24 protein-coding genes and 1 pseudogene are annotated in these 25,507 nt (G+C 35.2%); 23 read left to right on the top strand and 2 right to left on the bottom strand.

Annotated features, from left to right (window positions below; translation table 11 throughout):
- The first annotated feature begins 45 nt into the window (after positions 1 to 45).
- The 7 genes and pseudogenes from ACB089_RS12295 (at position 46) to ACB089_RS12265 (ending at position 5,410) form a co-directional block, all read left to right on the top strand.
- Positions 46 to 891, top strand: coding sequence for a GIY-YIG nuclease family protein (locus ACB089_RS12295; RefSeq protein WP_374966654.1), 846 nt, complete (start codon positions 46 to 48; stop codon positions 889 to 891).
- A gap of 18 nt (positions 892 to 909) precedes the next feature.
- Positions 910 to 1,614, top strand: a complete 705-nt coding sequence (locus ACB089_RS12290) for a hypothetical protein (RefSeq protein WP_374966653.1) — start codon at positions 910 to 912, stop codon at positions 1,612 to 1,614.
- Positions 1,615 to 1,768: 154 nt separating this feature from the next.
- Positions 1,769 to 2,341: a hypothetical protein gene (locus tag ACB089_RS12285; protein WP_374966652.1), complete on the top strand. Its 573-nt coding sequence runs from the start codon at positions 1,769 to 1,771 to the stop codon at positions 2,339 to 2,341.
- Between the two features lie 72 nt (positions 2,342 to 2,413).
- Entirely contained in the window at positions 2,414 to 3,100 is a 687-nt protein-coding gene (locus ACB089_RS12280) for a diphthine--ammonia ligase (protein ID WP_374966651.1), read from the top strand.
- Between the two features lie 261 nt (positions 3,101 to 3,361).
- The gene (locus ACB089_RS12275) at positions 3,362 to 3,757 is read left to right on the top strand and encodes a VOC family protein (RefSeq protein WP_374966650.1); all 396 of its coding nucleotides are present in this window, start codon (positions 3,362 to 3,364) and stop codon (positions 3,755 to 3,757) included.
- Between the two features lie 156 nt (positions 3,758 to 3,913).
- Positions 3,914 to 4,072, top strand: a pseudogene (locus ACB089_RS12270) (alpha/beta fold hydrolase); the annotation flags it as partial.
- Positions 4,073 to 4,438: 366 nt separating this feature from the next.
- A complete protein-coding gene (locus tag ACB089_RS12265; protein WP_374966649.1) occupies positions 4,439 to 5,410 on the top strand; it encodes a hypothetical protein in 972 nt (323 codons plus the stop codon).
- A 475-nt stretch (positions 5,411 to 5,885) separates the two neighbouring features.
- Here the strand turns inward: ACB089_RS12265 and ACB089_RS12260 are convergent, their stop codons facing one another.
- The gene (locus tag ACB089_RS12260) at positions 5,886 to 6,590 is read right to left on the bottom strand and encodes a DUF421 domain-containing protein (RefSeq protein WP_374966648.1); all 705 of its coding nucleotides are present in this window, start codon (positions 6,588 to 6,590) and stop codon (positions 5,886 to 5,888) included.
- Positions 6,591 to 7,534: 944 nt separating this feature from the next.
- Between ACB089_RS12260 and ACB089_RS12255 the strand changes: the two genes are divergently transcribed.
- From ACB089_RS12255 to ACB089_RS12225, 7 genes are all read left to right on the top strand, one after another.
- Positions 7,535 to 9,019, top strand: a complete 1,485-nt coding sequence (locus tag ACB089_RS12255) for a DHA2 family efflux MFS transporter permease subunit (RefSeq protein ID WP_374967555.1) — start codon at positions 7,535 to 7,537, stop codon at positions 9,017 to 9,019.
- A gap of 186 nt (positions 9,020 to 9,205) precedes the next feature.
- Positions 9,206 to 9,817 carry a TetR/AcrR family transcriptional regulator gene (locus ACB089_RS12250; protein ID WP_374966647.1) on the top strand — a complete coding sequence of 204 codons (612 nt, stop codon included), beginning with the start codon at positions 9,206 to 9,208 and terminating at the stop codon, positions 9,815 to 9,817.
- A 5-nt stretch (positions 9,818 to 9,822) separates the two neighbouring features.
- A complete protein-coding gene (locus ACB089_RS12245) occupies positions 9,823 to 11,103 on the top strand; it encodes an MFS transporter (RefSeq protein WP_374966646.1) in 1,281 nt (426 codons plus the stop codon).
- A 197-nt stretch (positions 11,104 to 11,300) separates the two neighbouring features.
- Positions 11,301 to 11,693 (top strand): immunity 22 family protein, encoded by a 393-nt coding sequence (locus ACB089_RS12240; protein ID WP_374966645.1) that lies wholly within the window; start codon positions 11,301 to 11,303, stop codon positions 11,691 to 11,693.
- Positions 11,694 to 11,862: 169 nt separating this feature from the next.
- Positions 11,863 to 13,341 carry an FTR1 family protein gene (locus ACB089_RS12235; RefSeq protein WP_374966644.1) on the top strand — a complete coding sequence of 493 codons (1,479 nt, stop codon included), beginning with the start codon at positions 11,863 to 11,865 and terminating at the stop codon, positions 13,339 to 13,341.
- 20 nt (positions 13,342 to 13,361) lie between these two features.
- Positions 13,362 to 13,736, top strand: coding sequence for a hypothetical protein (locus ACB089_RS12230; protein ID WP_374966643.1), 375 nt, complete (start codon positions 13,362 to 13,364; stop codon positions 13,734 to 13,736).
- A gap of 751 nt (positions 13,737 to 14,487) precedes the next feature.
- The gene (locus ACB089_RS12225; protein ID WP_374966642.1) at positions 14,488 to 15,393 is read left to right on the top strand and encodes a cation diffusion facilitator family transporter; all 906 of its coding nucleotides are present in this window, start codon (positions 14,488 to 14,490) and stop codon (positions 15,391 to 15,393) included.
- 220 nt (positions 15,394 to 15,613) lie between these two features.
- On the opposite strand, the gene ACB089_RS12220 is transcribed toward ACB089_RS12225, so the two are convergent.
- On the bottom strand, positions 15,614 to 15,997 hold the full coding sequence (locus ACB089_RS12220; RefSeq protein ID WP_374966641.1) for a hypothetical protein: 384 nt from the start codon (positions 15,995 to 15,997) through the stop codon (positions 15,614 to 15,616).
- 350 nt (positions 15,998 to 16,347) lie between these two features.
- Between ACB089_RS12220 and ACB089_RS12215 the strand changes: the two genes are divergently transcribed.
- From ACB089_RS12215 to ACB089_RS12175, 9 genes are all read left to right on the top strand, one after another.
- Positions 16,348 to 16,527 (top strand): hypothetical protein, encoded by a 180-nt coding sequence (locus ACB089_RS12215; protein WP_374966640.1) that lies wholly within the window; start codon positions 16,348 to 16,350, stop codon positions 16,525 to 16,527.
- Positions 16,528 to 16,767: 240 nt separating this feature from the next.
- Positions 16,768 to 17,892 carry an ABC transporter gene (locus tag ACB089_RS12210; RefSeq protein WP_374966639.1) on the top strand — a complete coding sequence of 375 codons (1,125 nt, stop codon included), beginning with the start codon at positions 16,768 to 16,770 and terminating at the stop codon, positions 17,890 to 17,892.
- A gap of 12 nt (positions 17,893 to 17,904) precedes the next feature.
- Positions 17,905 to 19,116: an ABC transporter permease gene (locus ACB089_RS12205; RefSeq protein WP_374966638.1), complete on the top strand. Its 1,212-nt coding sequence runs from the start codon at positions 17,905 to 17,907 to the stop codon at positions 19,114 to 19,116.
- 11 nt (positions 19,117 to 19,127) lie between these two features.
- On the top strand, positions 19,128 to 20,087 hold the full coding sequence (locus ACB089_RS12200) for an ABC transporter ATP-binding protein (protein WP_374966637.1): 960 nt from the start codon (positions 19,128 to 19,130) through the stop codon (positions 20,085 to 20,087).
- A gap of 876 nt (positions 20,088 to 20,963) precedes the next feature.
- On the top strand, positions 20,964 to 21,374 hold the full coding sequence (locus tag ACB089_RS12195) for a GNAT family N-acetyltransferase (protein ID WP_374967554.1): 411 nt from the start codon (positions 20,964 to 20,966) through the stop codon (positions 21,372 to 21,374).
- A 205-nt stretch (positions 21,375 to 21,579) separates the two neighbouring features.
- Positions 21,580 to 22,263 carry a response regulator transcription factor gene (locus tag ACB089_RS12190; RefSeq protein WP_374966636.1) on the top strand — a complete coding sequence of 228 codons (684 nt, stop codon included), beginning with the start codon at positions 21,580 to 21,582 and terminating at the stop codon, positions 22,261 to 22,263.
- A complete protein-coding gene (locus ACB089_RS12185; protein ID WP_374966635.1) occupies positions 22,263 to 23,411 on the top strand; it encodes a sensor histidine kinase in 1,149 nt (382 codons plus the stop codon). The genes ACB089_RS12190 and ACB089_RS12185 overlap by 1 nt, the downstream gene beginning before the upstream one ends.
- Before the next feature lie 350 nt (positions 23,412 to 23,761).
- Positions 23,762 to 24,187 (top strand): hypothetical protein, encoded by a 426-nt coding sequence (locus tag ACB089_RS12180; protein ID WP_375122146.1) that lies wholly within the window; start codon positions 23,762 to 23,764, stop codon positions 24,185 to 24,187.
- A gap of 437 nt (positions 24,188 to 24,624) precedes the next feature.
- Positions 24,625 to 25,401, top strand: a complete 777-nt coding sequence (locus ACB089_RS12175; protein ID WP_374966633.1) for an SDR family oxidoreductase — start codon at positions 24,625 to 24,627, stop codon at positions 25,399 to 25,401.
- The last annotated feature ends 106 nt before the right edge of the window (positions 25,402 to 25,507 follow it).

Here is a 25,507-nt window from a genome sequence, read left to right as displayed (position 1 = left end):
CATAGCATTTACAAAGTGATAAACTTTTAAAAAGGGGATAAGAAAATGGCTCATTTCTATTTATCTGATTTATTACAGCGTTGCAACTATAACATGAATAAAACATTACTTATTCGTCATTCATTAAAACACGAACGATTTATCAAAGCGTATCGCGACGGCTTTTTACGTGAATATACGCAAAAACAACCGCTTCATTTTTTTGATGTCTATGATCATGTGATTGTCTTTTCTGCAGATGATCGCACGACTGCTAAATATTTAACATCGTATGAAGTGAGACATGGTGAGGTACCAAATGTTTCCGATGATTGTTCACCATTTTTGCTAGAGCCTTATAAAGATGAAATCATGCACCCTTTGTTTGAAATCCCAAATGACCCATTACGTCCATATGAAAATAAATTATTTATTGAATGGGGCAAAGCTGCAGTAAAATGGTATCAAAAAGGAACGAACGAAAAAATCATCACCCAGCTAGTTAATACGAGTCAATTTATCTTTCCAGGATATGAAAATGTTCTATTAACTTTTGATAAGCTACAACAAATCGTTGATGATCCTCAAACATTTGCGGACTGGCATATTGCTTTAAGCTCGATTAATGCGATTTACGCTATCACAGATTGCTCTAACGGAAAAATATATATCGGTTCTTCCTATAATAAAAACGGTTTACTCGGTCGGTGGTCAGATTATGCTACAACGATTCATGGAGGCAATCTAGCTTTTAAGCAGCTACATGCCAACAATCCCAAAGCGCATTTACAGTTCCAATATACAATTTTAAAAGTGCTGCCAAAAGATATCACAGCATTAGAAGCGATTGAAATTGAAAACAGTTTTAAACGTAAGCTACAAACCATTCCATTTGGCTATAATCATAATTAAAGACATTGAGGTGAAGACATGCTTGCTGATGTACACGGTAAAATAAGTGAATCTAGTAATAACTTATCAGATCGATTAGAGGATTATTTAACAGGAACATTTTTCGGTACTTTACGATATATGGGCTTTCATAAAGGTTTAGGTGCTTTGCTAAGTAGAACGTTAAAGCCTAGCGAGCTGCGTACATCTATTGCAAAGCTCACCTATGATCATTGGTCTCCGAATGTAGAGTTTTGGCCGTATCATCAAGATGGTGAGCTTGATGTTGTTATAGATTTTCCTGAGTTGTTAATAGGAATTGAAGTAAAGTATTTAAGTGGGTTATCGTCAGATGATAAAGAGAAAGGATTTGTAGCGCCAGAAGAGAGTGAAAATCAATTATCTCGGGAGGCTAGAGTTTTACAAAGTCGTGGTAAAAAACCGAAAATTTTAATATTTATCGCACCTCAAGGCAGTTGCCAAGTGATATACAATGCTTCACTACCAAAAGTTACGGATGAGGTATCATTTGCTTATGTCACATGGGAAGATTTATATGAAGCATTGAATTTTATCAAAAGAGATAACCAATATGAGCAGATAATGATTGAAGATTTAAAAGCATTTTTGAAAAAAAGAGGATTTGAACAATTTAAATCTATGGCTTTTGAAACAGAGACAATTACTAATGATTATTATCAATTTAACTTATTTCAGCAGGTGTCCAATCATCCGCTGAAATAAGTTAAGCCGCTGGTGGATGTCACAGATTCGGGAAGGGGTTCTTTGTGCTAGCAGAAAGCCGACTCCGGACGCAATTATGCTGAGGCATATTTGATTAAGAATATTTCACAATTGTTTTCATTTCAGACAACTATTGATATAAAGGAGAATTACTATGTCTTTAGAATCTAATATTATCAATGCCTTTTCTGTCGTTCATCATACATATGAAAATGTCCAAAAACTAATGAATTATGTAAAAGGGATTTCTGAAGAATATGGGTATGAATGTAAAATAGATAGATTTTTACGCTATAAATCGGATGTTTATGTTGAAGGATATTACATTCATGATTTCATTGTATTATTTCAAAGTACCAATGACAGTGTTCTTGAAACGGGTTGGCGTAATGGTCCTATTTATACACTTGAAATTGAGTTGTTTAACCCAAACGAAAAAGATAAGCCGATGCTGTATGTAAGTAAGTATACTTATGCGGATATAGCATCCTGGACAGCTGGTTGTTCTTCAGGAAATCATTATATCTTTTATAATCCAGGTCGCACAGAATACTTTGAAACCGTAGAAGGAAATGACGGAATTTGTACAGTAACGCCAATAGACGACGAATATGCAGATAAAAACTATTGGGGCCTACGAGAGGTACGCTATATTGGCACGCCACTCGTTGATGTTACAGTTGAAAATATTACTGCTATATTGTTTGACGTCTTTCATAAACTTTAACAAACAGACTGTTTTGAAATAGCTATTAGTAGGGATCGAGAACAAGTTATTAGAATAAAGGAGAAAGATATTATGACAGAATGTATAGATTGGAAAAACAATGCTCGAGGGCATAGATTTATAGCTTCTTTTAGCGGAGGAAAGGATAGTGTCTTAGCTCTATATAAAGCAGCGAAGGTTGGGGAAGCGATTGGACTGATCGTCATGCTGGAGGAAGAAGGGAAACGTTCTAGATCTCATGGAATGCCTCCAGAGCTTATATGTGCCCAAGCAAAATCTATCGGGTTGCCTGTTTATACTGCCGCTTCAAGCTGGACAGATTATGAAAAAGAATTTATTCGCCTTTTAGAAAATGCTAAAAATCAAGGTGCAGAGGTGTTAGTAACTGGTGACTTAGATATGCCTGCACATGGCTGTTGGCATGAAAAGGTTACAAACAATGCTGGATTAAAGCTTGGCATGCCTTTATGGGAAATGGACCATCGTGAAGCCGTTGAGGAATTCATAAATTTAGGATTTGTAACGATCCTTGTAACGGTAAATTTATCATTAGGCATGCGAGAGGACGATTTAGGACGAACGTTAACGCATGAATACGTGAAGGAGCTTGAAGCTCGTGGTATTGACCCTTGCGGAGAAGGCGGAGAGTTCCATACTACCGTCTTAGATGGGCCAATTTTTAAAGATCCGATTCCAGTTCGTAAAGGGGAAATTATTAAAGACGGGGAATATGCTTTTTTGCCTTTAGAGCTAGATTAGAAGGAAGGAAGGAAGGAAGGAAGGGCGAGAGGATGAACTAAATCCTTATGCTTCAGCTCATATATTTAGCTTTTAAAGGTGAAATGGCAAAATTGGCCGCTTCACCATGCTGCGATATGAAATACGTTGTAGAATAGGCGATTTACTAAACCCATCAATATCATAGCCTTTGAAGTATTTTTCTTCTTTCGCAAGTTATTTCTTTCCTTTTCTCCTTAAAATATTTTATAGTCAATGTAGTCGGATATTTAGGAGGAAATTATGGGAAGATTAGTTCATTTTGAAATTCATGTAAGTGACATGGAACGCGCAAAAGCATTTTATGGAGAGGTTTTTGGATGGACCTTTCAAGATTGGAGTGATTATGCCGGAATGCCTTACTTTGGGGCAGTGACTGGTAATGACGATGAACTTGGAATCAATGGTGCTTTAATGCAACGTCAAAGTGCTCCTCCTGAAACAAATCAAGCTTTGAATGGATTTGCTTGTACAATGGGTGTGGAAAATTACGATAGTACGGAAGCTAAAATTCTCGAGAATGGCGGCACGGTCGCAATACCAAAGTATGCACTACCTGGAATGGCGTGGCAAGGATACTATCTTGATACTGAAGGCAATATTTTTGGCATTCATCAACCTGATGTAAATGCAAAATAGACTCTTTGAACTACTCCCACCTCTACAAGTGGGAGTAGTTCAAGGATTTAGGAATGAAAACCCAAATTAACACAGCAAAACGAATAGAATTGTTCTTTAAAATACATACTACCATTCAGCTTTCTAAAAGTATTTGTTTATCTGGGCTGATTAGTCGTGCCAATGTTAGTTGTAGAAGGTAGTAGCTTATACTATCATGTAAAGGGTGAGGCGACGCCCATTGTCTTTATTCATCCTCCATTACTGACAAGCACAAATTTTGTTTATCAAGTAGAACAATTATCTAAAAAATATAAAGTGATCACCTTTGATATTGAAAAGCTACCTTACTCTGTAAAATTAAAGACAAGTGAATGTATTACAAAACAGTAATATCAAGAGGTTGTCTTTAATGTCACACATTATATTAAATAATTAGAGGCTGGGACATAACTGGTTAAATCCTTAAAAAGCGAGGGAAATCAATTTTAGAAACGTTGATTTCTCGCGCTTTTCTTATGTGAAATTTTTTCATTTTGCTTGGAAAATATACTTATGTCCCAGCCTCTTTTGTTTGTTAGACCTCTAAATGAACTCATTTGCTACCACATTTCCCTAACGATACCACTTATGGTATATTAACTTCAACGATTTATTACGTCATGGTGTATGGCAATCATTCAGTCGGCAGAGGTGAACAGAATGAAGAATAGTAGTCGAAAGAACTGGGGGACTTTGCAGTATCACATCTCAATGAAGGATCAGGAATTTCAGCTTGAGCCCTACTCGAAACGTTTGTTTGATGTGATCAAGATGGGGCTGCTTTTTGCTGCAGCTCTTTATGTCGTGCTGCTTGTGTTCGAGTTGCTTACCTTGATCGGCTCTTGGAGCAGTAGTTCTTTTCTCGGAATGCAGCGTCTCAATGCATGGATTTGCGGCGGCGTATTTGTCCTAACCATTGTTGGCGCCTTTCCACGCCTTGCCAAACGTTCTGAGCATAAGCCAGAGCAACTGCGTTTTGATGATGGATCGCTTTGTTTTCGTCTCAACGGCAACGATGTTGCATGGAGGAGCAGCGACATTCTGGGAGTGAACCAGCACTACCGCCGCAATAACTTGATCACTTCGTGGATGTCCGTATACGATGTACGCACTGCCAAAGGGATATACCGGCTCGATTTGGAAGACTATGCGCGTGAAGTGGTTGTGGCGAATTACTTGCTAGACTGCAACCGGGAGCGCAATGCGGAGAAGGTACGCAAATGGCAGACAGCTAAACAAGCGTTTCGTACGTCGGATCGGGTGACGTTCGGTACGAAGCGGAGGCTCGTTGTCTTCGAACAGCAGCCCCCTAGTATGACAATTGGACATAAGCGGCTGGAACTATCGTCCGTTCGTCGGATTGTCGTCGATCCGACGGTGGAAGGACGCGGGAGATTGAACATTCATGTGGCGGTTATACAGCAGAACGGCAAGGAAGTGGCCCTATCGTCACTGCGTTACCGTGCCATCGAAGACGACTGGGATTCGTTTTTACATCATCTGTTTGCAATCGCAAGAAGGGCCAATGTCCCTGTGGAGTTGAAAACGGAAAACCGTCGTGATGTGTCGCTTGGCCCGTCACGAAACAAAACATATCCAATTTGGAACGGAAAGGAAGGAAACGGCGAATAACTAGAGTCATAGAAGTAGCGAATAAGTCGTCAGAAAAAGGTTAAATCGACCCTATCTAGACGCTATTTTGACTGTGACTTGACGCCAATTACAAGTGCACTCAAAATTTACTAAAATGCTTGAAGATACCGTGCGTTCATCTAAAACCTATAGCTTAACTTGATGGGTATGGGGTAGTACCAACAAAACGCGAATTTCGTACGCTAAGGTAGAATCGATCTTGATTTCTAAAAACACAAGTCGTGGAACAAGCAATTCTATCGTAACGAAGAAGATAATTAGGAGTTCCTAATCTTGTTTTATTAAAGTGTTCGTTCGATAAAACATATAAAGAGGCTGGGACAGAACTCGATTATTTTGAAAAATAGCGAAAACAGATAATAACTTTTTCGCTTCAATGAGTAGAGTGTTCCTTCCTAAATAAAAAAAATGTTAGACCGAAACTACTACCGGTCTAATTTTTAAGGTCACATCATTATTTGTATAGAAAAACTTGCAAGTTATCATTTTTGTCGATTGTCGCTAATATGACATCTCTAATGTCTACGTTATAGGTTGACGTAAGCTTATTTTTTAACCAATCCTCAGTAAATTTTGTTTTGTTTAACTCATCGTAATCAATTTTTCCTTCTTTTATGAGGTTAAATGGGAGAGAAAAAGGCTCTGGTACCATGTTCATATCTGCTCGTGTTGGTTGTTGTTGTTGTGGGTATAAAAAACTTGCAATAGATCCATCTGGTTCCCATAAAGCAAGAGCAATTTTTTGAACATCTTCTATCTTTTCTTTTCTTAACTCTGATAAAAGAAAATCTACGGATATTCTTGCCTTTCGTAAGTTTGCGGAAACAATCTGCCCATTTTTTATAAGTGGAATTGGAAGGGGATCTAAAAAATGTCGAAACGAGGCCCACTTCAGGCTCAATAATACACCGGCTGTATATAAAATAACTAATACTGACATTGTAATCATGGACCCTTTCATCCCTGATCCTTCATCAGATAAGGGATGGGAGATGATATTACCTAAAGATATTGCCATAGCAAAATCGAGTAATCTCAGCTGGGAAATAGAACGTTGCCCCATAATTTTTGTCGCAAAGAGTAAAAAGAAAAAAGCAATAATCGCTCTTAGAACCCATTGAATTGCTGTAAGTGTTTCTTGTCCATTTAAGAAATCCACTCCTACACGTCCTTTTTCACTTTATGTTTTTCTCTTAATTGTCTCCTTTAACACCATTATTATGTGTTTGTGTCCCACACGGTTTTTTACGGCTAATCTTTTGTGACGAAGCTAAAATGATGGCGATTTACCAATTCCTTGAGGGAAATAAATAAACATAGAGCTAGATGTCAGAGAACTCATTTGCAATGATAACTTGCAAATGAGTTTTATGTACTCGTGAATGTTTCCAGGTCAACTTCTTTTAATATAATAACGATAACCTTCACATAAAAACGATCTTCGCTATTGCTTTACCTTACCGTATAATAATCGTGTGCAATTTCATGAAGAGTGGATGATAGGACTCGGTCAAAAGCTGAGATAAGGGAACAAGATAAATTGATGGGGGCAGCATCATATGAAGCGCCAAATCTAAAATGGATGGAAGGAGACTAGAAACCAAATAGTTCAAACTAGGGAACGCACTAAGAAAATGTGAAAAAAAAAGTCGAATTCCTGTACGAAAAGGAACCGACTTTTTATTGTGATAGATGTATAGAAATTGAAAGAATCCACAATTAAATAAATTATGTACAACACATTGAAACAAATGATCTTTTGTGTTAAATTTATATAGATAGACATTATATAAATAGAATTCAGCGAGATATCCCTATTTTAATTATATAATAAAATCTATCCTTTCGTCAACTCTTATATTTATTTTTTTAAAGGAGTGATTGCTTTGAATTCGAAAATTCAGCAGGAGAAGACAGCAATACAGATCGGAGGACCGAATTAGTTTGTATCCAGAATTCTGAAGGACGTTGGATGGAGATAACAAATTGGAGAGACTTCATAAAGAAGTAATTGTGATGAAAAACAAAGAAATGAGATAGAAAGTAGGACTGATTTTATTGTCGGAGAAAACCCATTCTTTAGAGAAAAAAGCGCCATACGGCATGATTGCCATTTTATTTATTGGTGCCTTTGTTGCTATTTTAAATGAAACATTACTAAACATTGCCCTTCCGTCTATTATGGAAGAATTCGAAGTGAAAGCCACGGCAGTGCAGTGGCTTTCTACGGGCTATATGCTTGTTAACGGTATTTTGATACCCGCGAGTGCGTTCTTTATTCAGCGCTTTTCTGATAAAAAGTTATTTATAACAGCTATGTCATTGTTTACTTTAGGAACGTTCCTAGCTAGTATCGCACCTTCGTTCGGTGTGTTATTAGGGGCTCGAATGATTCAAGCTGCAGGATCGGCGATTATGATGCCGTTATTAATGAACGTCATGCTTACCGCTTTTCCAGTCGAAAAAAGAGGGGCAGCGATGGGAATGTTTGGACTTGTTATGATTACAGCTCCAGCGATTGGTCCGACTCTTTCAGGATGGTTGATTGAGCATTACAATTGGAGAATGTTATTTGATCTTGTTCTGCCAATTGCCATTTTAACCTTAATTTTTGCAGCATTTAAATTAAAAGATGTAACACCACAACGTGCTATTAAGCTTGATGTCTTTTCTCTTGTTTTATCTAGCATAGGATTTGGTGGCTTGCTTTATGGCTTTAGTTCCGCGGGGGAAAAAGGATGGGATAGTCCACTTGTTTACGGCACGATTATTATTGGTACACTTGCTTTAATTACCTTTACACTTCGTCAACTTCGATTGGATGAGCCTATGCTTGAGTTTCGCATCTTTAAATATCCAATGTTCGCCTTATCATCGGCCATCTCAATTGTCATTGCTGTCGCGATGTTTTCAGCCATGATCTTGATGCCCATTTATGTACAAACAATTCGTGGGATTTCACCAATGGATTCTGGCCTACTAATGCTCCCTGGAGCTATTGTCATGGGGATTATGTCGCCAATTACAGGGAAACTCTTTGATAAGTATGGAGCAAGAATTTTGGCAGTGATCGGATTGACCATTACCATTGTGACAACTTATTACTTTAGCAAAATTAGTATGAATACGGCTTATTCTACACTTGTTTTACTGTATACCCTACGTATGTTTGGGATGTCAATGGTCATGATGCCAGTCATGACCAATGGTTTGAATCAATTGCCAGCGCATAATAATCCACACGGAACAGCTATGAATAATACACTACAACAAGTATCTGGTGCAATTGGTTCCGCGGTGTTGATTACCGTAATGAACCATCAAACGACTGCAAAAGCAGAGGAACTAGCTGCTGACGCAATGGCAAACATGAGTGCAAACGCAGTTCAACCATCTGCACAGGCTGCAGCTGAAATGCAACAACACATCATGAATGAAGCGATGTTACATGGTATTAATTTTACCTTTTTCATTTCAACATTAATTGCGGTTATCGCCCTTATCCTTGCATTCTTTATTAAAAGAGTTACACCTCCTCACGAAGTTATGACGGATGGGGAACATTTAGAAACTGTTAATGAGAAATAATTAAACTAGAAAACGGGTGATGCTTACCTCAAGCAACACCCGTTTTTATTTGTTTGAAATTGTGCGTAGACTATTTCTTTCATAATTTATTAATATAAAAATAGTCTGAAAATTAAATTGACAATGGAAACAAATTACAATACAATTTGATTGATTCATCAATCATTTTCTGAAAGGAGTTTCTAAATGGAACCTAAACTTACTATTGATGAAAAAAAGAAAATAAAAAGATCTACTATTCTAAACGCCGCAATCAAATTATATAGCGAGAAAGGTTTTGCAGAGACAAAAGTTGCCGAAATAGCGAAAGAGGCAGGCGTTAGTTTTGGTACTGTATTTACGTACTTTGATTCAAAAGAAGCTCTTTATGAATCAGCGTTTTTAGAGCCATTGGAGGAAATCAAAACATATTTTATCGAGATAGAAAAACACTTTAAAGGTGAGCCTCTTGAAGTCGTGAAGGAAATGATAGATTGCCATGTACAACTGTTTTCAAAGAGAAATGAATACCTTCGTATAATTCAGCAGGTTCTTGCGAGACCTGATCGATTTCCAAAACTTTTTAATGAACTAAACGATTTCGTAAATGGCTTTATCGTCAGTATTCATCCAGTTATTGAAGTCGGGCAAAGGCTTGGTTACTTTTATGAAGAACCAACGTCATTAATTGCTAAATCATACTTATCCATCTTAAATGGGATGCGTTTAACGTTTGTAGATGAATCTACAAGCTTGATATGGAAGGATATAACGCGACAAGCACTGAGATTATTTGGTCCTATCACGAAAAAGGGGTGATTAATATGAAATTGAGAGATATCCATCCAAATGTCAAATTGCGTCTAGCAATGCAATTTCTAGGCAGCCTTATTTCGATGGCTGTTATACCTTTTCTAGCAATCTATTTTTCTCAAAAAATCGGCGCCACTAAAACAGGTATTATTCTTATCATCATTGTGATAAGTGGGGTCATTGGTGGGTTAATCGGAGGTCATGTCTCAGACAGAATAGGTCGAAAAAAAATAATGATTTATTCTGAACTGGGTCTATTGCTTTCATATCTGTTTATAGCACTTTGTAATTCCCCTTGGTTTGACTTACCGTATTTTTCTGCAGCATTTTTTACCATCAATATGTTCTGGGGTGGAATGTTTCAACCAGCAGCACAAGCTATGATTATTGATATTACTAATTCCGAATCAAGAAAGGTTGTATTTACAATTAGCTATTGGTTAGGGAATTTAGCAACTGCTATTGGAGGAATTATTGGCGCATTTCTTTTCAAAAATTACTTATTCGAATTATTTATTGGAATATCACTCATCTCTTTATTATCTGTATTAATAACCATATTTTTCATTACGGAAACCTACACACCCGAACCTTCTTCTAAGACTTCAAATCAAACACAAAAATTTGCATTAAAAGCGATGTTTAAGAACTTTTCTACCGTGTTAAAAGATAAGCTGTTTATGCTGTATATTTTGGGAGCAATTTTTATTTTTTCTTTGGAACAGTCATTAACTAACTATATTGGGATTCGTCTCGAAAAAGATATACCTCATCAGTCTGCTTCATTGTTTGGAATAGATTTCATACTTGATGGCACAAAGATGCTAGGTTTTCTTCGAACGGAGAATACAATTCTTGTAGTCCTCCTATCCGGTGTCGTATTATTCGTATTTAAAAAGTGGAGTGATGGTTGGACTTTAGTTACAGGGATGTTGATTTTTTCGATCTGTTTTAGTGTTTTTGCCTTTACAAATAGCGTGTTGATTCTTTTTATTGCTATGTTTATTGGAACAATTGGTGAACTGATGTATGTTCCTATTAAACAAGCGATGATAGGGGAAATTGCACCACCAAACGCTCGTAGCACCTATATGGCTTTTAATAGTATGACGATCTATGGCGCAATAGTTGTTTCTTCGCTGCTGATCATCGTTGGGGAGTGGATTCCTCCAGTATATATGGGAGGATTGCTTCTTGTACTAGGATTAACGGGTACATTTTTGTTCTACATAATAACAAAAACACTAGACTCTAAAGTAAGTGAGGAAAATGAAAGTAAAATACCTGTTTAGAATGAAAGAATATCCTCATCAGAAAACAAAAAAAGTAAATTTTTGTTTTCTAAGGAAAATAATTATGAATGCATATACTAAGAGCAATATAGTAGTTTTCATAGTCAATTGTCTCAGGCTTTAAGTGGGGCGAATTCTAACAGGGAAGCCAGAATAATAAATCATACGAAAGTGAGTTGCAAATAATAGTGGAGATCATGAGTAAGGTTCATGTTTGGGTGGGAATTAGCAACGTAGATAACGATACTTTTAATGCGTATTTTGAAATCGATTATAGTGATCCAGACATGGATATTGATGATCCAAAATATAAAATATGTGAATTTTGTAGGGATATTAATGAAAAATTCTATGACGAGGATTGGATTGGTGTCTACTGGCAAGATAAATTAACAGACGTGGATGAATTTATTGAGGAACTATCAGTAGAGGATGAGATGATGGTTGAAATAAAAAAGATTTGTATTCACAAAGGATTAGAAAAAGTAAACACAATGTTTTATTATTTCGATCCGGAAATAGAAATTACTGATGTTAACAAGCTTTATAACGGTCTGCATTATATCAGATTATTCGATACCGACTTTTAGTGCAGTAAACGATAACGAAAGCGAGGGTATAGTTCTAAATTACCAATTTATACATATAGAGAAAATAAAAATATAATTGACAATGATTATTAATGATAATAAAATGATACTCGTGTAAATGATATTGAAATTCTTTATCAATTAGAAGGTGTTACCAAGGAGGGTCTTCATGGGGAAAAGTCTATTACTTAAATTATCTATCCTTCTATTAATATTAGGAATTGGAATACATACTCCTGCTATGGCAGCTGGAAATTCTAGTCAGGATATTAAGAAGGCAGAGGAATCCGTTAATCGCGCAATTGATTTAGCTTCTCAAGGGAACCTTGCTGAAGCAGAAAATGCTTATGATCAATTTAATAAAACTTGGAGGCAAATTGAAGAAGAAATAAAAGCCTATTCTATTACTGCTTATCGTGATATTGAATCGAGTATGGGGAAAGTAGTTTATGCTTTTACTATAAATAAGCAAGATCAAGTATTGTTGGCTTTAAATGATTTAAAAGCTGTAAATGAAAAATTTGCAACTGGCGGTTATCATAAAGAGTCTGATTTGAAGAAGGAAGATCTTTCTTTAGACGATTTTATTCTCATTTTACAAAAGACTAAAAAGGAAATTCTTGAAGAAAACAAATCGGGTGCTATTGAAGGGATTAAAAACGCTAGTGACAGCTGGTTAAGTGTTGAAGGCGTTGTGGTTGCACAATCTGCATCTATATATAGTGATTCCGAAAGAGACCTTGTCGCCGTACAAGCCATGTTAAATGCTAATCCACCAAACTATGAACAAGCAGAAAAACTAATTGATAACATGGTGACATATTTAACCCCATTAGCTACAAAATCTCAATATACATATTGGGATGCAGCCATGATCCTAATTCGTGAAGGATTGGAAGCATTACTTGTAGTAATTGCCTTAATGTCGTTTGTTAAAAAATCTGCGGACTCAAAAGGAAAAGCTTGGATTTGGACTGGTGTTCTAACAGGTTTGGGAGTAAGTGTAATACTTGCTCTAATCGTTAAGTTTGTTATATCCTCTGGTGCTTTTGGAAATAACAATGCCCTTATTGGCGGATGGACAGGTGTATTTGCGGCAGTCATGCTGTTATATATGAGCTATTGGCTCCATAGTCAATCTAATATCGCTGATTGGAATAGATACATTCATGAAAAAAGCCAAAATGCATTAACAACTGGCAAGCTCGTTTCATTAGGTGTTCTCGCGTTTCTAGCAGTGTTCCGTGAGGGAACAGAGACGGTATTGTTTTATATCGGCATGGCAAGTCAAATTGAGCTTCAGTCTTTACTATTTGGATTTTTAATTGGGGCTGCTATTCTTGGGATTTTAGCTTATTTAATGGTCTTTGTTGGTTTAAAGTTACCGCTCCGTCCATTCTTTATAGTCTCAAGCGTAATCGTATTTTATCTTTGTATTAAGTTCACGGGGATGGGAATTCACAGTTTACAATTAGCAGGGTTGCTTCCTACAACGAATGCTCCGGGTATTCCAAATATAGAATTTTTCGCTCTTTACTCCTCATGGGAGAGCGCAATTCCACAGATTATTCTGGTTCTTGCTGCAATTCTTATTCTGTTAATTAAAAACATAAAAAATAAAAATTTTAAAACAGTTAATAATAACTAAAATGAAAGAAGGAATGGATTATGAAAAAGTTAATGACATTGGTATTAGCAATCGGTCTTGGATGTACTTTATTTTTAGCAGGATGTAGCTCAAAAGATAGTAAAGTTACGGATGGAGTTAATAAAATGATGGAGACTACTGATCAGTTATCCAAAGCTATCGAAAGTGGAGACCAAGCGAAAGTAAAAGAAGTTGGACCAAAATTAGAAGACCAATGGAAGGTTTTTGAAGACGAAGTAAAGAAGGATCATAAAGACCTTTACGAGAAAATTGAAAAATATCTTGACCCTACGATTGCTGGTTCAGAAGCAGATACTCTTGATAAAGAAGCATTAGGCACTTTAAACGCTCAACTTACTGATGCCTTAAAAGAATTGGAAAATAAAACTAAATAATGAAAACGGAAAACACCAACTTTATGAATTGTTGGTGTTTTTTGAACTTGAAAAGACCAACTGCGAGCATGTGAGCAAATAAGAGTAAAACTATCCTCATCTAAAAAAACAGATGGGGATTAGGTTGTTAGTTAGACCCAGGCACTCAATATTGAGCTGGGGCTTTTTTTATTTCCAAAAATGTAACCTTTTTAAAACACAATCATTGTTCTATTTCTAATTCAAATTACTTAAGGAAAAATTAAAAGGGTCACTCGGAGGTTAGTGACCCTTTGTAAATATTAGAAGGGAATGAATAGTATTATCCTACATCCTTCAAGAGTATAAATAAGGTGTTAACTAAAGGACATATCCAATCGGGAATGGCTATGATTTTTGTACAGGTGGGACAGCGATGTATTTAAAAGATAATGGGCGAGATGAGAGTTTGCAATCCAAAGGCTTTTGCAAGTAAAACGTACCACTTACAAAAAAACTAATTGGTTATTAATTGATGCATCCGTATATTCCACTTATCATGCTGGGGTGAACGTCCGTCTTAGGGAAACCTCAATTTGATTAATTTGGTCTGAAACAACTTATTTTCATTCTCTAAATTTATTTAGTAATGGTAAAAAAGGTTGCTGTAGACCCACTCGATATTCGTTTGATATCATAGTTGAGTATTAATGGAAGGAAGAAGATTAAGGGGATTTGAGGAGAATTCTTCCCTCATTTTTAATTGTAAAACTCTTAATCGGAGGAGAGATAAATGGTTAGTGAGAGAGAAAAAATTAGTAAAAAAGTTGCGTGGATTGCACTTGTATCCAACCTATTTCTAATGATAGGTAAAATCTTCTTTGGTCTTTTTGGGGGTAGTGAGGCAGTTTTTGCAGACGGAATTCATTCAGGGGCAGACGTAGTAGCTTCGATTGCTGTGCTAGCGGTAGTAGGAATCTCTAATAAACCACCTGATAAGGATCATCCATTTGGGCATGGTAAGGCAGAGGTTATTAGTGAAGCGATCGTTGGAATTATTTTATTACTGGTTTCAATATATATCTTAATAGAAGCAATTTTAGCATTTTTTGATAAACCCAGTGTACCACAGTACAGTGCATTAATTGCAGCCATAATTTCTTATATAGCAAAAGAAATATTGTATAGATACTCCATAAAACAGGGGGAAAAGTGGAATAGTAAGGCTATCATAGCGATTGCGTTAGATCATAAAGGTGATATTGTTGCTTCCCTAGCTGCATTTATTGGAGTCCTTTTAGCAATAATAGGAAATGCAATAGGATGGACATTTTTGTTATACGCGGACGCTATTGCAAGTGCTCTAGTAGCTTATTTTATTTTTAGAATCGCAATGGAATTAGTTAAGCCTTCTGTTGATGTTTTAATGGAAAAAAGTGTGAATCAGGAACATTTAGACGAGTATGAAGCTACTATTCATGAATTTAATCAAGTGCAACGAATAGACAAAATTCGCGCAAGAGAACACGGTCACTATAAGCTTCTCGACATTCGTCTATCACTTAATCATGATTTAACAATTAAACAAGGCCATGATATAGCTCGTGACATAAAAAATGAAATATTAAATAAATATCCTGATGTAGGGGAAGTCCTTATTCATGTAAATCCTTACTATATAGAACCTAATCAAGAGTAGCACTACCAAGTTGCGCAGCTTGAACTGTTGGCGCTACTATCTATGATGGCTTAAATAACCGCTGTGTTCAGTAATTGAGAAATTTATTAACAAGAAGCCTTTTATTTCGAAGGCTTCTTGTTTTAATAGCAACAATCTTTGTGAAATGCTCTTTTCGTATGGATTGTTGCTATATTAGACAGAAGATAGTTAGCTTTGATTAATTTTTTTAAAAAGTAATTTATTTTTGTTCTTGATAATTAATGGCCTCTTTAAATTCTTCGCTAGCGAGGATATTATAAAACATATTTCTACTATTTACGTTTGCTATTGTCCCTGTAATTGTATTGTCGATCCATAAATAGTATTCATCTTCGTTTAGTTTGATCTTATATTGCGGAACTACTTTGTTATCTACTTCACCAAATTCTCTAGCTTTTTTAAATGTTTTCTTTATAATCTTTATATTCTTCGCATCAGATATTAACTGTAATGTGTCGGGTTTTTCTTCTTCGAAATTAATTAATTCTTGAATTTCTATCGTTTTTGTTGTTTCTCCATTATCGTTACAAGCCACTAACCATATAGAACAAATAATTAATAACAATATTATTTTTATTTTCACCTTATCTTCACCTCTAATTTACTATTTCTTCTCCATAATCGTTGAATTCATATATCCCCTTACTAAGTACTTCTTCACATTGTAAAAAAAATCCTTTCCAATTGTCGGAAAAGCTTTTGATCGTATTGGTCCAAAATTTTACTTGCGTTTTGGATTCTATGCTTAGTTATTTCAACAACTATATTATTCTTTGTCATTAGCGCCACAACACCACCTTGGTTAGTAATAGTACCCCGTATGATTTTCTACGTAGGTGTATCAACAACTATTATACCGGCCACGGTTCCGCGGTCATAAACACACTTCAGCAAATTACAGGTGCTGCAGGTACCGCATTAGCAATTACACTTATGACAACAGGACAGCACCGCTTTACAGTAGAGCATTCAAAAGCAAACCCTGGAACACTAGTTGCAGCAGGAACACAATTTACATTTGGCACTATTGTAATTGTGGCCGTAATCGGTCTGCTATTAGCATTTTTTTGTGAGACGCCCAACAAGTCATTCGCACTAGTTTTCAATTTTTAAAAAATGATTATATGCAACAAGCTACTCTACCATAAAAGAATAAAAAACGTTGGCATCGTAACCTTGCTGAACACATAAATAAAAAATAATAGAACGAAACACCAGGATCATTGGTAAATCATTGATCCTGGCGTTTTTAGTTGCTCGTAAATTAAGAACCTTCGAAAATGTAAGAATTGTAAAAATATTCATAATATCTTATTATAGTACTGTAAATGCTTTCATTGATAAGTGAGGAGGATGACAGTGTTAAGAGCATTAAAAGTAGGTCTAGTTATTGAGCGAGCCAATCGGAAAAATTTAGTCGCACTACTAGCAGTTGTTATGATCGTTTTTGGCTTTATGTTTTATATAAATGCACAAGCCGTTGGTAATCAAATTGTCGAGAAAAAGGGTGATTATTATTCAGCACAAGCTATACTATCAAAGTTTCAAATTAAAGATGCTTCAGAAACAGGTGACGGAAGTGACTTATATAAAAATTTAGTTAAACAAAAAAGCACTATTGCTTTACAAATAGCATCATTAACGATGGACAAACAATCTATGTATTATGAGACTTCACTTAAACTTGCAGAATTAAGACAAGAAGCATTTGAATTAGAAGGATATGGAAATGTCGCAGAATTATTACCTTCTAAATTGCAAAATTCGATGGACTATCTTTATTTTAAGAGGATGGTTGATGAGGGAAAGGATACAATATCCAATTTATTTCAGTACATGCCGTTTTTATTATTTTTCTTTGTCCAAGTTGGAGCAGGCTGGTACATATTTATTAGCTTCCATACAAGTTCTATTTTGCTTGATGACTTTGAGCATTCTAGTATAATTCAGGGCTTTCCTGTCCGATTCGATCACTATATTTTATCTAAATGCATCATTGCTTTTTTAACCATAGTTACAAGTATTTTACTCATTTTTATTTGCGCAATTCCATTGTGGATATTAAATGGACTTGGTAACCCTTTAGAGCCTGTTGGGATCTATGTAGGAAATGCCACATTAATATCTACGATTCAATATATTGCAATGAGCGTTGGTTATATGCTATTAATTTCAATTTTTGTCATGCTATTGTCGATTATTTTAAATGTGTTACTGAAAAATATGTATTTAACATTATTTGTACACTTTATTTTATTCTTTTTACCAATGATTTTTCCATCTCTTATTAGTTTATTACCCTATAATCCTTTTAATTTCATGAACTTCAATGATATTTTACTAGGCGTACCTGTAGATTTAGCGAAGCCTGTAGATATTACGATGAATTTAGGCTTAATCATCATATGTATAAGTATTATTTTAATGTTATTCGTTATTAAAACATTTTTCTCAACAGGAAAAATCAATAGGGCGTAGGGGGTATTAAGCATGTGGAGTTATTTTAAATTTGAATTCAAGCAGTTTTTTACGAATAAGAAAAACCTAGCAATCTATTTTTTGCTTGCTTTTGCAACCTTTTTTTATGTATTTAAAATAGCGCCAACTTACAATCCGATAGAAAGTGTTGACTATGATGAAATTGAGGCGCGCTATTTAACACGTCAGGAATTTTTAGATCATATGGAAGGACAAGATTTAAATAATGTACATCCTTCCGTTATTTATGCTATTGAAATATTTAAGGAAATTAACCCTATAGATAAAGGAAGATTAGATGCATTAGATGAGGGCAATTTTAAAAAATATGCAGATTTAACTAGCGATTGGTACTACTTTACGAATTCGATTACATATAGAAATGAGGTATTTTCATATAACTCAAAGTATTTTATAAAAAATAACAAGTATGCAGAAGATGATGCCTTTTACGCCTATTTAGAGCAGGCTGTCCGTTATGATGCTTATTCGAAAGCAGATTATGAGTTATCATTGGAAATTTTTGAACAACGTACAGCGCTTCAAACGCTCGAACGCCTATTAAAGGGTGTACTTCCTATTATTTTAATTGTCTGTGTCCTTCTATTATCAATTGATATTGTTAAAAAAGATCAACGTCATCCATCTATTTTAAAGGGATTTCCGATTAGTGATTGGAAAAAGCTACTTGTGAAAATGTTCGTTGCACTACTAGGTAGCATGGTATTATTTGTACCGCTTATAGTTGGCGTCTTTATCATAGGTTTACAATCCGGTTTTGGGAATTTCAATTTACCATCTCCTGTGTATGCAGCTCATCTCGATTGGCGTGTGGACGGTAAATTTGAAATGATGACATTAGGTACGTTTTTTGGACAATCTTTCATTTTGCTTTTTACCTGGTTTATCGTCATGATCAACGTTGTGCTATTATGTAGTATTATTTTCCGAAGCGAGATGGTAAATTTCGCTGTTGGCTTGCTCCTTATTTTCGGCGAGAATTTTTATTCCAGCCGTTACGTCGGCTATTTTTGGGACGTTCAAAACTATCCGACATCTTACATTCAAGTCGGACAAATTGTTTCAAAAAGGCGAAATTTTTATTATATGAACAATGATTTAGATTTTACTTTAGGATTACAGCTGTTACTTGGGCTGGCAGGGGTGGTCATTTTTTTAATGATACTGATTGCATTGAATAGGCGATATAAGCTAATTAAATAGGAGGCGTAAAGATGCTTGAAGTTCAAAATATTACCGTGCAATTTGGGGAACATAAAGTGTTAAATGATATTTCTATGACATTTGAGCAAGGAGAAATGATCGGGCTTGTTGCACCAAATGGAACGGGAAAATCCACATTTATGAATGTATTGATGAATTATGTGAAACCTATGAAAGGAAAGGTAGTTTTTAAAGATGGTCTAAGTTACTCGAATAAATCAAATGAAGTGAAAATTCATCAATTCGTGTCGATGATGCCGGACCAAAGTGACTTGTATAATCACTTAAGTGGGCGAGAGCATTTAAAAATGTTTGCAACCATGTGGCAATCGGATTTAAAACTGATTGATGAAACAATCGAAGCATTAAATATGGGGCATTATGTGAATAAAAAAACCGGCACGTATTCTCTTGGTATGCGCCAGCGTCTATGCTTTGCAATGCAAATTGTCACAAATACGGAAATTATGATGATGGACGAAGTAATGAACGGACTTGATCCAAATAATGTAGAAATAATTTCGAAAATATTAGTAAAGAAAAAGGCGGAAGGTAAGATTCTTATTATTGCCTCCCATTTACTTGATAATTTAGAGAAATATGCAGACCGAATTTTCTTATTTAATAAAGGAAAGCTGGTTAATACCAATCAAGTAATAGAAGGTTTTAGTCAAGCGCATATTAAAACTATTCGAGTGAAAAACATGGAAGATCATACTAAAAAACAACTTCACGAGCTATTTCCAAATATAAAACTTGAAACACTTACAAACGGAATGTCACTAATTCATTTACCAAGTTCTGAAGCAAGTTTATTAAGTTCGCTTACATCTTTTTTAGTTGAGAGAAATGTGGTGGATTTTGCATTTGGGAAAGTTACATTAAATGATTTGTATTCAATGTATTATCATGAAGAACGCAATGGAGACAGCCAGTTAAAAAAGAACAACCACATTCATTATGAGGACTAGAAATCAGCTTAATATAGGGATTTTTAAAAAAGAAAGTCCTAACTTTTATGTACTTGTATTTGTTCTCTGTTAGTGAAACTGGTGCTAAAGCGAATGCATCTGTTTAAGTTTAGCTGAAACGGCAAAAGCGAACAGAATTGATATGAAAATATTGAAAACATTTCCATATACTCTATAATTATTTACATAAACAAATTTCTAGTAAGGGCTTGTTTATAATAATTATTCGAGGTAACTAAATGAAAAGAAAATACAATATCCTGTTTTCACCCTTGATAGTGGCGTTAGTTACTACATTCATTATTCAATTCATTGAAGAGAAGAAGCCGGAATCGGAATTAATTGGGTTCACAATGTTTGAAAATCTCATGATATCTGCATTCATTTTTTTAGGTCTCTATTTATTTACAATAATCGTTGCAGCACCTATTGATCTTTATTTAATGAATAGGTTAAAAAACAAAATACTATATTTTATCCTATTCAATAGCATCGGTTTAGTGTTGATAGCGTGTCTTAACGTGTGGATATTGAAAAGTGATGATTTAAAGTATTTGTTTTTAATTTTCCCATTATTTGCTATACTTTCATTATCAGTTGAAGTCTATTTCAAAAAATGATTTTGTGCTTTGAATTTATCAAAAATTACAACATGAATTTACTTTGTTGTGATGTTTGCAGTTTCATACTTTTCATCTCGTAAAACAATGGTTATTCACGCTAGTGTTTTATTAAACAAAGAAGAAGGATTTTTAGAATTTGAGTAGAATATTTTATAGTATCCCAGGAAATGTTTGGAGGTAGTAATGATGTTACTTTATAATTGATCGATCATCTCCCTAAAAAATTATTAAATAATTTAGGAGTTGATATATGATGATTTATAAAAAATCTATGGATGGAATTTCTTCTGATATGTTGAATGGCTTTTTTGTTGATTGGCCAAATCCACCAAATCCACAAACGCATTTAAAGTTGTTAAAAAACAGTAGTAAAGTGATTATTGCTATAGATGATCACACTAATCAAGTAGTTGGATTTATAACAGCAATTAGCGATGGTGTTCTATCTGCCTACATTCCGTTCCTTGAAGTGTTGCCAGCGTATAAAAAGAAAGGTATTGGCAAGGAATTAGTAAAACAAATATTAAAAGAACTTGATGATATATATATGATTGATTTGTGTTGTGACGATGACTTAATTCCTTATTACGAGAATTTTGGCATGATAAAATCAAACGGAATGCTCGTAAGAAATTACGAAATGCAGTCGGGAATTTCCAAATAAAAAGCGATAAGCAACAGCTCATTTAGCAACGAAAGAATAACGATAAAGACACCAAGGATTGTGCTTTGGTGTCTTTGTCATTTTATGATTTACATATAATTATTCAAAATCTTGCTTTACACAAATAAATTATTATTTGATAATAATTGCTTAACATAGATTTAACACAAACCTTTTTATAATAAGAAAATGAGGTGATGACGATATGAGAATTCTAGTTGTTGAAGATGAGATAGATTTACAGGAAGCTATCGCTGAGGGACTTAGAATTGAAGGGTATGCAGTTGATACATGTAGTAATGGAGAAGATGCTTATGAACTGGCGTACGTTGAAAACTATGACTTAATAATCCTTGACTTAAATCTTCCGAAAATGGACGGATTAAAGGTTTTAGAAAAGATACGAGAAGAAAATAACGAATTAAAAGTCTTAATCCTTAGTGCAAGAAGTAGCGTAAACGACAAAGTTAAAGGCTTAGATATTGGTGCGAATGATTATTTAACTAAACCATTTGAATTTGCAGAATTGGAAGCAAGAATAAGAAATTTATTAAGGCGAAAATTTGTGCAGGAAAATAGCCTTTTATCTTGCGGTAACATAAATGTTGATTTATCTAAACGCACCGCATTTGTGGATGAAAAAGAACTGATACTCACAAAAAAAGAATTCGCATTGCTTGAATACTTTCTGCTAAATCAAGAAAAAGTAGTCAGTCAAGAAGAGTTGATTGAACACGTTTGGGATGGAAATGCCGATAGCTTTAGTGGTGCTATTCGCGTTCATATCGCCACATTACGAAAAAAAATGAAAGTTCTTTTAGATTATGATCCAATACGTACAAAGATTGGTGAAGGGTATTTTATAACTAAAAATGATGGTGACGCTTGATGTTCAAAAAAATGCCAATTCGGCTGCGATTTACTGTAATGATGATCATTTTATTAACGATTTGTTGTATAGGACTTACATTAATACTGAATTTTTCTGCTGGTATAATGGCTACAAGAATTGATGCAGCCACTTTACTACCTGCACAAGTGGTTGGTGAAGATAACAATAATATGGACAGTCTCCAAACGCCACCAGATGTCATGATGACTACACCATCTGAAGAATCACAACAAGCAAGAACGGACTTTAAGATGAATAGTATTGTTTATCTGCTTATAGTTATAGTCGGTGGTGGCGTATTGACATACTATATATCGGGCAAAGTGTTAAAACCACTTGATACACTAAATAGTCAAATTAAAAATAGGACTGTACATAATTTATCGGAAACGATGGACATTCCTTCAACCAATGATGAAATAGCGGAACTAACACAGTCTTTTAATGAAATGACGAATAAGCTAAACGATACTTTTATGATGCAAAGTCGCTTTTCTGCAAATGCAGCTCATGAACTTCGAACGCCACTTGCGGTTTTAAAAACAAAGGTGGATGTATTTAAAAAGAAACATACACATTCTGCAGAAGAATATGATGCGCTGATTTATGTTTTTGAAAAGCAAATACAGCGACTATCTGAGCTTGTTAGTAGCCTTTTGAATATGACAAATATGAATGATGAACTTGCGAATGAAACGATTTGCTTGAAGGATGTTTTAGAAGATATTGTTTCTGAGCTTTCTCATATTGCTGAAGAAAAAGATGTTACATTATATTTGGATTGCGATGAAAGCGTTGTTTACGGTAATACCGACTTACTATATCAAGCGCTTTATAATATTGTTGAAAATGGTATTAAATACAATATTGACGGTGGTATGGTAATCATTACTGTTAAAACGGATAAAAAGCAGGTAGTCGTTGAAATTAAAGATACGGGAATCGGGATCCCTGATGAGGAAAAAAAGAATATATTTGAGCCGTTTTATAGAGTGGATAAATCACGTTCTCGTGAAATGGGCGGTTCAGGATTAGGACTTTCTATTGTGCATAGTATTATACAAAAGCATAACGGAAACATCTTAATTACGGATCATGAAAACGGCGGTACTTGTTTCGAAATTACGCTTGGCAAAATAAAATAAGAAAAAGAAAAGGCTTTAAATGGCAGCTAAAACTGTTTATTCAAAGCCTTTTTTTGTGAATTTATAAAAACTATTCCTCTTAACATGGATTTAACATGAATTATTATAAACTGGTGATATCAAGTAGAAAGGTTGCAAGCTATGCCGATGAAGTCTGTGGTACGTTCGATGGCAGACTTTCTCTTGTGAAGAAAATAGATGACTAAATCAGATAGGGGGATAGTAAAAATTACAGGTGAACCAACTCTAAGGTTACAATGAACATTTTAAGAGTAATTTCAAAAATCAGAACGGTTAACATTGTTACACATCTTGGGTAGTAACTAAAAACATTCTAGGAGGAATTTATGATGAAGAAAAAATTAACAATTACAACATTGGTGTTAGGATTATCGATTGTTGCAGGATCTGCATATGCTGCTAGCAACAACGACATGTGGGCAACTACTAAATCCAGCGAACCTGTCAACTTAGAAGAAATGGCGAAAGAAAAAGGGATTACAGTAGACGAATTGATTGCTCAACTTGAAAAAGAAGGCAAACTAACAAAAGCTGCTAATGTAACTGAATCTACGAAAGCTGAAGGCACAATTGAGTCAGATACGGCCAGCAAAACTAGTGAAGTCACAAATTCCAGTGAACCAGTTAACTTGGAAGAAATGGCGAAAGAAAAAGGAATTACAGTAGATGAATTGATTGCTCAGCTTGAAAAAGAAGGCAAACTGACAAAAGCTGAAAAAGTAACAGAATCTATGCCAGCCGAAAATAATAAGTAGCATATATAGAGTACCTCGAGCTGTCTCAAAAGTTAACTTCTACTAAGGAGAAACTTATGAACAGCTCTGTTCACTTTGTTCAGCAATAAATGAAGGAAGGACCAGTGAACAAACGGCAAGTAATTTGCAAAGTAATTCTTTGGGATTTCTTTACTAAAATTGGTAATTGCGATACCATATAAGCATGGAGATGTACGAAAGGAGCATGGACTTTAATGGGAGATATTCTTTAATGGCTTAGTAATTGTATGGAGTTATTGATTCCCCTTCATTATAAGAGGGGTAATTTTCCATTTTAATTCACACCACTTTAGGATTGCTGGGTTCATGTACTATAAACTCACCGAGCGAATGCCTATTAGGTATTCTTTTTTTTGTTTGTTAGTATTACATCTCCAATAGTACCTTGTTCAGCGTATCCATAAGGAGATGCTTTTATGAAACGATTAATGAACAAGACTGCAATTGTTACTGGCGCTAGTCGAGTAAATGGTATTGGTACTGCAATATGTCGGGAACTGGCCAAAGAAGGTGCAGACATTTTTTTCACTCATTGGTCAAAGTATGATCGTCAGATGGAGTATTTTATTGATCATGATTCCGATTGGCCGCAACATCTTATGGCGGAGATCCGTAGCCTTGGAGTGAAATGTGAATCAATGGAACTGGATCTGTCACAATCAGATGCACCGAAGAAATTGCTTCATGAGGTTCATGAGAAAATAGGTACACCATCCATTCTTGTGAACAATGCAACTCATTCTGTTGATGTCGATTTTCGTTCCATAAATGCAGATATTCTCGATGCTCATTATAAAGTGAATGTTAGAGGAACATGTCTTTTGACAGCCATGTTTGCTCGTCAAATTGAAGGCAAACATGGGGGTCGAATTATCAATATGGTGTCAGGTCAAGATAAATCACCTGAACCAGGTAACCTAGCTTATGTTTCAACAAAAGGTGCCGTTTCCACTTTTACTAAATCAGTTGCTCTTGAGTTGGCACCGCTTAACATCACGGTTAATGCCGTGGATCCCGGACCAACTAACAGTGGCTGGATGAGCAGTGAGCTGAAGAAAGGCTTATTACCGAAATTTCCGATGGGACGACTCGGTGAACCTAGAGATGCTGCAAAGTTAATCGTCTTTTTAGCAAGTAATGAATCTGAATGGATTACGGGACAAATTATTCATTCAGATGGAGGGTTCTGGTGATTTTAACGGCTTAAAACAGTTCCGGAGAAGGGTACTATTCAGAAGTAATAATAAAAGTCCAATTTCCTTTAATATTGGGGAATTGGACTTTTTATATTTACTTGTG

This window comes from Lysinibacillus sp. RS10, assembly GCF_041956855.1.
Taxonomy (GTDB): Bacteria; Bacillota; Bacilli; order Bacillales_A; family Planococcaceae; genus Lysinibacillus; species Lysinibacillus xylanilyticus_A.
This window is presented reverse-complemented; position numbering and strand designations above follow the sequence as displayed.

Excerpts from the sequence above, each read along its gene's own strand:
- ACB089_RS12200 (WP_374966637.1), top strand. The coding sequence starts at position 19,128 with ATGCTTGAAGTTCAAAATATTACCGTGCAATTTGGGGAACATAAAGTG.
- ACB089_RS12245 (WP_374966646.1), top strand. The coding sequence starts at position 9,823 with ATGAAATTGAGAGATATCCATCCAAATGTCAAATTGCGTCTAGCAATG.
- ACB089_RS12190 (WP_374966636.1), top strand. The coding sequence starts at position 21,580 with ATGAGAATTCTAGTTGTTGAAGATGAGATAGATTTACAGGAAGCTATC.
- ACB089_RS12250 (WP_374966647.1), top strand. The coding sequence starts at position 9,206 with ATGGAACCTAAACTTACTATTGATGAAAAAAAGAAAATAAAAAGATCT.
- ACB089_RS12280 (WP_374966651.1), top strand. The coding sequence starts at position 2,414 with ATGACAGAATGTATAGATTGGAAAAACAATGCTCGAGGGCATAGATTT.
- ACB089_RS12210 (WP_374966639.1), top strand. The coding sequence starts at position 16,768 with ATGACAGTGTTAAGAGCATTAAAAGTAGGTCTAGTTATTGAGCGAGCC.
- ACB089_RS12255 (WP_374967555.1), top strand. The coding sequence starts at position 7,535 with ATGATTGCCATTTTATTTATTGGTGCCTTTGTTGCTATTTTAAATGAA.
- ACB089_RS12175 (WP_374966633.1), top strand. The coding sequence starts at position 24,625 with ATGAAACGATTAATGAACAAGACTGCAATTGTTACTGGCGCTAGTCGA.
- ACB089_RS12185 (WP_374966635.1), top strand. The coding sequence starts at position 22,263 with ATGTTCAAAAAAATGCCAATTCGGCTGCGATTTACTGTAATGATGATC.
- ACB089_RS12205 (WP_374966638.1), top strand. The coding sequence starts at position 17,905 with ATGTGGAGTTATTTTAAATTTGAATTCAAGCAGTTTTTTACGAATAAG.
- ACB089_RS12235 (WP_374966644.1), top strand. The coding sequence starts at position 11,863 with ATGGGGAAAAGTCTATTACTTAAATTATCTATCCTTCTATTAATATTA.
- ACB089_RS12215 (WP_374966640.1), top strand. The coding sequence starts at position 16,348 with ATGACAACAGGACAGCACCGCTTTACAGTAGAGCATTCAAAAGCAAAC.
- ACB089_RS12225 (WP_374966642.1), top strand. The coding sequence starts at position 14,488 with ATGGTTAGTGAGAGAGAAAAAATTAGTAAAAAAGTTGCGTGGATTGCA.
- ACB089_RS12230 (WP_374966643.1), top strand. The coding sequence starts at position 13,362 with ATGAAAAAGTTAATGACATTGGTATTAGCAATCGGTCTTGGATGTACT.
- ACB089_RS12195 (WP_374967554.1), top strand. The coding sequence starts at position 20,964 with ATGATTTATAAAAAATCTATGGATGGAATTTCTTCTGATATGTTGAAT.
- ACB089_RS12180 (WP_375122146.1), top strand. The coding sequence starts at position 23,762 with ATGAAGAAAAAATTAACAATTACAACATTGGTGTTAGGATTATCGATT.
- ACB089_RS12285 (WP_374966652.1), top strand. The coding sequence starts at position 1,769 with ATGTCTTTAGAATCTAATATTATCAATGCCTTTTCTGTCGTTCATCAT.
- ACB089_RS12265 (WP_374966649.1), top strand. The coding sequence starts at position 4,439 with ATGAAGAATAGTAGTCGAAAGAACTGGGGGACTTTGCAGTATCACATC.
- ACB089_RS12240 (WP_374966645.1), top strand. The coding sequence starts at position 11,301 with ATGAGTAAGGTTCATGTTTGGGTGGGAATTAGCAACGTAGATAACGAT.
- ACB089_RS12275 (WP_374966650.1), top strand. The coding sequence starts at position 3,362 with ATGGGAAGATTAGTTCATTTTGAAATTCATGTAAGTGACATGGAACGC.
- ACB089_RS12295 (WP_374966654.1), top strand. The coding sequence starts at position 46 with ATGGCTCATTTCTATTTATCTGATTTATTACAGCGTTGCAACTATAAC.
- ACB089_RS12290 (WP_374966653.1), top strand. The coding sequence starts at position 910 with ATGCTTGCTGATGTACACGGTAAAATAAGTGAATCTAGTAATAACTTA.